The organism is Paraburkholderia sp. WS6 (genome assembly GCF_030464835.1).
In the GTDB taxonomy this organism is placed as follows: domain Bacteria; phylum Pseudomonadota; class Gammaproteobacteria; order Burkholderiales; family Burkholderiaceae; genus Paraburkholderia; species Paraburkholderia madseniana.
In genome coordinates this window covers 1-7,564 of sequence record NZ_JALQCK010000092.1, presented here as the reverse complement: position 1 = coordinate 7,564, position 7,564 = coordinate 1, and the positions used below count along the sequence as shown (strand labels likewise).

At 59.1% G+C, this 7,564-nt stretch carries 6 protein-coding genes; 5 read left to right on the top strand and 1 reads right to left on the bottom strand.

Annotation, left to right across the window (positions count from 1 at the left end; genetic code table 11):
- Positions 1–752: 752 nt before the first annotated feature.
- Positions 753–2,105, top strand: a complete 1,353-nt coding sequence (locus M0D64_RS44445; RefSeq protein WP_266262262.1) for a hypothetical protein — start codon at positions 753–755, stop codon at positions 2,103–2,105.
- Between the two features lie 912 nt (positions 2,106–3,017).
- Here M0D64_RS44445 and M0D64_RS44440 read toward each other — a convergent pair.
- Positions 3,018–3,311, bottom strand: coding sequence for a hypothetical protein (locus M0D64_RS44440; protein ID WP_266262260.1), 294 nt, complete (start codon positions 3,309–3,311; stop codon positions 3,018–3,020).
- A gap of 617 nt (positions 3,312–3,928) precedes the next feature.
- Here M0D64_RS44440 and M0D64_RS44435 point away from each other — a divergent pair.
- The 4 genes from M0D64_RS44435 to M0D64_RS44420 all read left to right on the top strand — a co-directional run bounded on the left by M0D64_RS44435 (position 3,929) and on the right by M0D64_RS44420 (position 7,307).
- Positions 3,929–4,612 (top strand): hypothetical protein, encoded by a 684-nt coding sequence (locus M0D64_RS44435; RefSeq protein ID WP_266262259.1) that lies wholly within the window; start codon positions 3,929–3,931, stop codon positions 4,610–4,612.
- An 11-nt stretch (positions 4,613–4,623) separates the two neighbouring features.
- Positions 4,624–5,340: an RES domain-containing protein gene (locus M0D64_RS44430; RefSeq protein WP_266262258.1), complete on the top strand. Its 717-nt coding sequence runs from the start codon at positions 4,624–4,626 to the stop codon at positions 5,338–5,340.
- A 724-nt stretch (positions 5,341–6,064) separates the two neighbouring features.
- Positions 6,065–6,286, top strand: a complete 222-nt coding sequence (locus M0D64_RS44425; RefSeq protein WP_266262257.1) for a hypothetical protein — start codon at positions 6,065–6,067, stop codon at positions 6,284–6,286.
- Between the two features lie 385 nt (positions 6,287–6,671).
- Entirely contained in the window at positions 6,672–7,307 is a 636-nt protein-coding gene (locus M0D64_RS44420; RefSeq protein WP_266262256.1) for a 2OG-Fe(II) oxygenase, read from the top strand.
- Positions 7,308–7,564 lie beyond the last annotated feature (257 nt).

The window sequence follows — 7,564 nt, the reverse complement described above, 5'->3', positions numbered from 1 at the left end:
GTCGCACAGGCGGTCGGCAAGAAACGTGAGACAGCAAGGAACTGGGCGTGGGCGCACAGCAACGAATCGTACGACTGGATGGACTCGCATAGTCTCTTCAACACCCGGGAGTCGATTCATTGAACGATTTACAAGGGGCGACGGTTTTGCGCCACCGCAGCCTTGAACTGTATCGATCTTTGAAGTTGGCTTAACCCATCTCGGGCAGCGGACTGTCCGCGTTAGTCTCGATCCGCCTGAGCAGATGGGCTAGCAGCGAACCTGGCTGTGTACGGTGCCCCTTGGGGCACAACGCGACGGTCTCTCACTCAGAACGCTGGCGTTCGAATTCCTCCCTTCAGACAGACCCGCTTGCCGGTGTGCAAAACCGCATCGACCGGAATCATCGCAACGTCAAATCGCGGGTGGACGTCATGCTCGGCTTCAAACGCTTCAGGGACTCCACCGTTACGATCTCCGGGATCGAACTGATGCATCGCATTCGCTGAGGCCAACTCGGTTTGACCGACGTGCGGCTCACAGAGACTACCGCGCCTGTCGTCTGGATAGCCAAGCTTTCAGTTTGTTGAGTTGACGCGCAAGCTGGCGGCTTCTCGCTCGCTTTCGCTATTGGCACCACAACCGACGGGAGCAACGCCGTCAGCGTTTGGGTCACCAGAACGGCTCGTTGGCTGACGACAAGCCCGGCGTGAGTACCCCCTCGCTTATAATCCCCGCATTGATAGTGATTTCACCGGCGGAGAGCCCACTTTATGAATCAGCCACATGGGCGACATCCGGGATCTCGAGACAAGGGCTCGCGTCAATCGCGCCAACCATCGACTTCTCATCGACAGAACAAGCCATACGTAAAAACGCCACCTGCCCGGGATCCAACCCAGACGGCATCCATTTTCAAAACGCGTTCGTTTAAATGGCTGGTCGATGCGGTGGGCGCAGAGAATATTGCACTGGGACTCGATTCCAACCTGACGCGCGTGGCCGAATTAATAAACGGCGAGAGATTCACACCCGAGACGGCCTTCCACATTGAAACGACGCTCGGGCTACCCGATGGGTTTTTCGATCAACCCAACCCTGCCCTCACATCCGAGACCATCAGTCGTTTGAAGGCGCCGCTTGACTTTATTCGCGCTAACGCTGAACCGGAATCGGCGGACGAGCAGGCATCGGAACCGGCTCCGGCAATACCAGCGACCCGCCACCCTACCCCCACCGACCGTTTGCCGAGGGAACCAGAAATGTCAAAGAGAACCGATGGCGGCTCGCCACAGGCCGTCGCGAAGAGCAAGTCCACAGCGGCAAGGACTGCCACGGTTACTTCGTCGAAACCGGCATCAGCGAAAGCTAAAGCGTCCGTGAAGTCGGGGGCCCAGCAATCCTTGCCGTTGAACGACCTGGCGGCTCTGCAAAACATTCGTCGCGCCAACCTGCACGTACTCACCTCCCGTAAGGGATCGAAGGTGCGACTCAGCGCGGTAATGAGTATCAGCGCCTCCAACCTGGACAATCGTCTGTATGGGCAGAAGCGCATGGACGACGCCGAAGCCAGCCGCTTCACTGAACGCCTCGGGTTGCCAACTGGCTGGCTGGACATTCCGCGTTCAGTCACGGACATTCCTGATTCGGTGTCGGCTCTGCTTGATCCACAGTCGGGTCGACCTGCATCTGACCAACGGGAGCTATCAGCTGTGATAAGGCCGGAAGCGGCGGTGGCAAGAAAGTCCGCGGGTAAGAAGGCGAAAACCGCGAGCGATCGACACGCCCAACCGTCCGAGGCGGATCACGCCAGCGATGCCGCCGTGACGAAGGCAGTCGTGGAGCAACTGGATCCAGTACTCCCGCCTGCCTCCGATCTGGCGATCCGGCAAACTGTTGACAACGATGTCCCACCGCCCGCCTCTCACCAGCAGCCGGCGCCGGCCTCCGTCACAGAGGTTATTGCGGAGCCGCGCCGTTCTGCTCCCGTGACGAGCCTGGACGATCTGATAGGCATTGAACCAATAGCAGAAGCGCTGATCAAGACGCTCGCAGGGAAAGCACGGACTGGGCGGCTGGATGAGATGAAAGCGCTGGAACTATTGCGACAGATCGTTTCGCTCTGACCTGAATCGACAGTTCAGCAGAACTCCGTGGCAGCGGGGCAGCCCGCGGAACGGCGCGCCCTTTCAGCTGACGCCACGTACCCGGTCGTTGAGAAGAGAAACCTGCCTCTTTTCAACGCAGCCTTGATTGCTTGCGCCGGCTGGAGCCGAGCTCTGGAAGCTGCGGGCAACTCGCGTGGCGTCGTTTCTTCGTCTGCTGCACTCGTCGGCTCGCGAAGTGATTCTGCCAGGACAAAAACCTCACTATCGTTACGCGATCTGGGTAATCGTATCTTTCGTGCAATTTCTGGCGGCTAGTCATGTCATGTCATAAAAGTGATCATTTCTTTTATGTCAAATTCACGAATCCTAACGGTTTATCACGCCAGCGCGCCGTTGGTTTGCATAAACTGTTCCCGCGTTTTGCCGAAACATTTTCCCCGCCCAAGACCGTGACGATGGGTAATCGCTTGCGCAGCCAAACTTCCCGGCTAAATATAGGGCTCTCCTTATAGGGCTCTCCTGACCGGCGCGGACACGAACCGATCTATGCAAACTAGCGATTGCATGTCCAGCCGACCGGTTTTGCCTCTGGACTTTCCTCGTTCAATAAGGTCGCCAATAGGTAACAAAAGGCTACCAAGTAGCTACCAAATTCGGCTGGAAATTCAATCCGTTACTGCCGCCCCTCGATATTCGCCAGCGTGATTCCGGTCGCGCCCTCTTTTCATCACCCAATCCTGATAAATAGCAATTATCAGGATTAGACGGGTTCAAAAAAACGGCCCGCATGTCGCGGACCGGTCGTGGCGGAGCAGCGACGGGCGGCCAGTTTGCCCGCCAGCCCCGCCTCTGCTCCGTTTGTGGTCACGTGCCGTGAGCACCGACCACGTCTACATGATAGTCACTGCGCCGGCGGGCGGCCGAGGTTTTTCACGGGCGCCGCAGCGCCCCGGGTATCGGCGGTCGCCGTCCGCTTCGTGCAGCCAGGATCTGCCGGATGGTGGCCAGTGACTGCTCGGCCGTCGCGCTCGCTACCCGCCGGCGCGGTCCGTCGAACTGCGGCGCCGTCACTCCGAGCATGCGGCACACCGCCGACAGGTACGGCTTTGCCGGACCAGCATACCGCTGCGCTGCCGCCTCGATCGCCGCGTCGCCGACGTGTCCGCGCAGCCACGCGAGCGTACGGCGGTCCCGTTCATTCTGTACGCGCACCAGATGTTCCATGACGCCCTCCGGAACTGTATATGCATCCATACTGTGTATATATACAGGTTCAAGGGGATTTTCAAGGTGGGCGGTGTCGTCAGGAAGCTAGAGCGTCAGGAATGCAAGGCAACTTGCGACACATAAGAAAATTGCGAAAAATGAGAAAACATGGTGTATGCTGGTCAGGTGGACTGTCTGGAGAGGCTCTGAATGTTGAATCGGGATGATGAGATTACCGCGGTGACTCCGTCCGAAGCCCGCGCGTTTCGCAAGCTGGGCGCTGCGGCGTCAGTGCAAAGCGCCTCGGTGAACAAGGTAATTCTGGTTGGGAACTTGTCCGGGGACACCGTGTACGAGCGGGTACTGCAAGCTCGTCTACGCCGATACCTCGACAAAATTGTCGGACCCGACGGACTAACCGACAGTAAATCCCGGACGGCGTGGGGCCGCGACTCATCGCTGTTGCGCGCGGCTGTCCTCCGTCGATGGCTCGGCGAACTTCGCGGGCGAGCGCTTTTGAGGCTTAGATCCACGACCGCGGTTAGTGGTGAGCCGACAACCGGTAGTGCGAAAGCAATCGCGAAGCGGCTCACCCCGTTGGGCGCCCCCCCGCAAATTGCCTGAAGGAGGCTTTCATGACACAGCTAACGAAAGAACGAAACGAAGCGTCGGCTCTCAAGATCCGTGCTGCGCTTACCGGCAATTACGCGGGCGATGCGCGTCAGCTGGTTCGGGATGTCGCCGAGTCGTTTGCTTCTGATATCGAAGGGACGTTGCGGGTGAAAGTCCCGGAGCTTGCGGACAGTTCGATCCGTGACTTGCTGCGACATGTCCTGGAAGAGCGCTTCGCGACGATTCTGGCGTCCGGTGACGCCGACGGATCTGAAGCCCGCTCCTCGTCGTTGCCTGTTGTCAACCTGAAGCCTTCGGAGGTGATCGAGCAGCGCAAGGTGCGCATGTCGCTCGCGAGCCTGTATCGCTATGTCGAAGCGAACAAGTTCTATTGCGTCGTGCCGTCAGGCCAGAGTAACGGTCGTGAATTTCCCGCGTGGCAATTCGCTGGACCGGTGCCTGAACTGTTGCCGCCTGTGCTTCTCGCCCTTCGGGGGGCGTTGAGAACTGAGGTCCATGCTTTCCTGGTTACGGCGCAGGACGCGCTGAACGAACTGGCGCCAGCAGAGCTATTGGCTGGTGTCCCGTTCGAAACACGCGCGTCCCTGCATCCGAGTCAGCAAAGACTCTTGCAACTGCCCGCGAACGAGCGTCAGCGCAAGGTTCTTGCGTTGATCAACGGGCCGGGAGCAAGCATGGCCGCTTGAACGGCTATCCAATGAGCGACAACAGAAAACCAACCGTCGAACCACCGTCGTACCTGCGCGAGCGCTTGCCGTCGCCAGTGCAATTGAAGGAGTGCCTCACCAACGAGCCTTTCGCGGTCGGCGGTGAGGCGCAGCTATACCGCGCTGCGTATCTACCTGAGAGTGTCCTGCCGATGGGCGTGGCGCGAGCGTACCGCTTCGGACCGCCGCCTGAACTGTTTTCTGGCGGCAACGAAATGCCGTTCTGGTGGTTGTACACGGCGCACGTGGCCGAAACGGCGATCTGGGAGGCGCAGTTCTGCAAAAATGACGTGACACGACCGGGGACGTTCTACATGGACCCGTTCGCGGTACAGCACGGCATCATCGCTGAACTGCGCTTTCCGCGGCCGCTCCGGTTCTGGAATCTCAATGGCTCCGCTGCCAGTCGTCTCGGCATTTACGACGACCTTTCGAGCCCTGACTATGACTGGTGCCAGTGGTTTGGGTACTACATGGATGTCGCGATGCAGTCTGTTGACGGCGCGATGCGGCCAGATGGGTTCGTGTATCCGTCGCGACGCCACCGGGGCCACACCGCGGTAGCTATCTCCTCTCGCGTCTTGCCGGAATTGAGGGACGGCGTGGCACGATCCGAGACGCCGTTCGCCAAACACCCGGATTTCGAGCGACTGCTCGACGACCGGCTCCGGGTGGCGCCGCCGGCGGCTGACGCGTCTGCAGATTGATTTTGGTAGGGGCCGGCGTCGGCCGCAGTAGACCCGTCACTGGGCGGACGTCGCAGCACAGGAGGGCGCGCCCATGCAGTGACGCTTTTGCTGTCGCGACGGTGACAGAATTAATGCGGGCTACGATGGGGATGGCTATTCAATCGGGTCACGGACAGGGGGTGGAGCAAGCTGAGCGCGAATTTCTATCATAAGCGCCAGGGTTATATAGATGCACAGAGCTATTCGGAAACATCGCAGTCGGTTCAATGATCAGATACCAAATGACCCTGACGCGGTGACGACGAGCAGCGAGAAGGGAACTGTCGCGCTATATGTAGCTTGATGCGACTAAACGCCCACGGGGAACTACGCACCTCCCTTATGAAAACGCTAGGCCTTATAACTGTCAGGCTTATGATAGAAATTCGCGCTCAGCTTGGTCCACCCCCTTTAGTGGCATCGGATCGGGCGAACAAATTGGGGGCAGCGCCACGCTCTACGAGTTCATCCAAGATCTGGACGCCAAACGCCAGGCAACGACGAAACAACCGCGCACAGTTGCTCCCCGTCCGAATAACGTATAGCAGCTCGCACCTGCTGCGTCCCGCGGCGATCCCACTCGCGCCGGAGTCGATACCGGTAGGCGCCGCAGTCGGTAATGTGTGCACCGGGCTCGCCAGCGCGGCCGTGATCGGTCAGGTATTGCATGCTACGATTCCTGGGAAGTAGAAGGGAGTTCGCTGTGGAAGATGAGATCTATGCAACTCACACGAATCTGGCGCGAGTTCGCGTGATGAAGACGGTCACGGGCTCTTATCGGGGCATCGTGCATCTGCGGCCAGTGGGCGGTGATCCTGAGTCCGACGATCCACACGAAACTGAACAGGAATTCGCGCGTGAGGATCAGGCGCGAGATGCAGCGCGCGCTCTTGCAAGCAAGTTGCTTAAAGAGCACGGGTTCTGAATTACCGCGTCACCTCCCCGAACCTCGACAACCGGCGAAGCGTCGAAAACGGCGATGGAGACAACCATGTGGACCTGCCGAAACTGCGATGCGCGGTTCACCTTCGATGAGGTCGAGCCCCAAATCGACGAGGAAGGATTTTTTTCATTTGTCCTGGCTGCGACTACCGGAACAAGCTGGCGGACATAGGTCGAGACGCAGCAGGGCGCCCGCAGCCGGTCCAGCGCGACGACGAGCGGAGCACCCTTTCGGCCGTGAAGTTCGACTACAAAGAGTTCCGCATCGACGCGTCGCATCTTTGGCTCAGATCAAGCCCCCTTGCCGATACCCGCCTCGGGCGGCCGTTCGAATTTCCACCCAGCACCTTCGTTCGAAGGAACAAGCAGTGACCCGATCACACTCGCCGGCGTGTTTCGATGCACCCGGAGATGAACAGCATCGACGTATCGTGGATGCTGTTCATGACCATGGCTGGTCGGAAGAGGACAATTTTTTCCCGCCGGATTTGACGCTCGCGCTGGCGTTGGAATGTGCAGCGCTTGCGACGGCCGGAACGCTCACATTGGCGCTTGTCGGCCAGGGCGCGGCACGTTCTTTTCAGCCCGATGTGCGCGGCGACCGAATTCAGTGGCTGGAGGCGGGCCAGTCCGAAGCCTGCGACCGGTATCTCGCGATCATGGAAATGCTGCGCATTGCGTTGAATCGCGGGCTCTTTCTGGGACTCGAAGAATACGAAAGCCACTTCGCATACTACGCCCCGGGCGCTTCGTATCAGCGGCACCGCGATCAATTTCGCGATGACGATAGCCGCACGGTGTCCGTCATCGTCTATCTGAATGCGGACTGGCTGCCTGAGCACGGCGGTGCGTTGCGGCTACATCCTGAGGGCTTGAGCACGCAGGACATCTCGCCAGTCGGCAGCCGGCTCGCAGTATTTCTATCCGCCGACATGCTGCACGAAGTATTGCCTGCGACGCGCGACCGCATCTCGCTCACGGGATGGTTTAGACGCCGATCATGATCTTCCAGGCCGTTCCGGGGGCCTGATCGTTTCGGCGCTTGACGCCGGTCGCGCAAATTCAATGAATGAATTGGCAGACAACTTTAATTATGTAAAATATAGGAATCCTATCTATAATTCGGCATAGAAAGCCTATCACCAGAGCCTCGACTAAGGCGACATCGAAATCGGAGAGTCGCTCTTCCCCGTCAGAAAACACCTCAGCTGTCGCTCGGCTTCCAGGACCTCATGCAGTCGCGCGCTTGCGAGCTGGGCGT